Raw genomic sequence first — 529 nt, 5'->3', positions numbered from 1 at the left:
TTTGAACGAAGCGACGAAGCGGGTTCGGCTTGAATGAATTGTTAGACGATGGCTCTGGGGGTGCCGGCGGGATATCGCCCTTGCTGTGGCTACCTATGATTTGCACGTGGATTGGCACTATTGTGCCGCCGTAGGCGCCCATGTGACCTAGGAAATCCTTATTGAACCTGCCGATAAGAACAACAATTTTCTTGTGGAATCGCGGCAATTCCTCTGGGGCGAAACCTTCGCCTATTCCAGGCGCGAGCCATAAGCACTCTTTGCTCCGGTCGCTGTCGATCTGGCCTGCGCTGGGGCAAATGAACTCCGCCTCGAAGCGAGCCACGACAGCACCCGTTATATGCACGAGTTTGTCTTGGTACGCGACTGGATTGGCCAGTAATGCTGAGATATCCACTTGTTCCGCCATCGGCGCCAAAGGCCTCGCGGTAGTGCAGCCCACCAAGGCAAGCAGTAATGGGATGAGGTCACCGCTCTTCATCGGCTAACGCCTGAGTTAAGCCGAACCGCGTAGTGGAGCCAAAGGCAT

1 protein-coding gene is annotated in these 529 nt (G+C 55.6%); it reads right to left on the bottom strand.

What is annotated here, in order from left to right:
* On the bottom strand, window positions 1-481 hold a 481-nt coding region (locus SNE34_RS14765; RefSeq protein ID WP_332618383.1), incomplete at its 3' end, for a hypothetical protein.
* Window positions 482-529: the final 48 nt, after the last annotated feature.

Origin of the sequence: Novilysobacter erysipheiresistens (assembly GCF_036663935.1) — a bacterium.
Taxonomy (GTDB): Bacteria; Pseudomonadota; Gammaproteobacteria; order Xanthomonadales; family Xanthomonadaceae; genus Novilysobacter; species Novilysobacter erysipheiresistens.
This window is presented reverse-complemented; position numbering and strand designations above follow the sequence as displayed.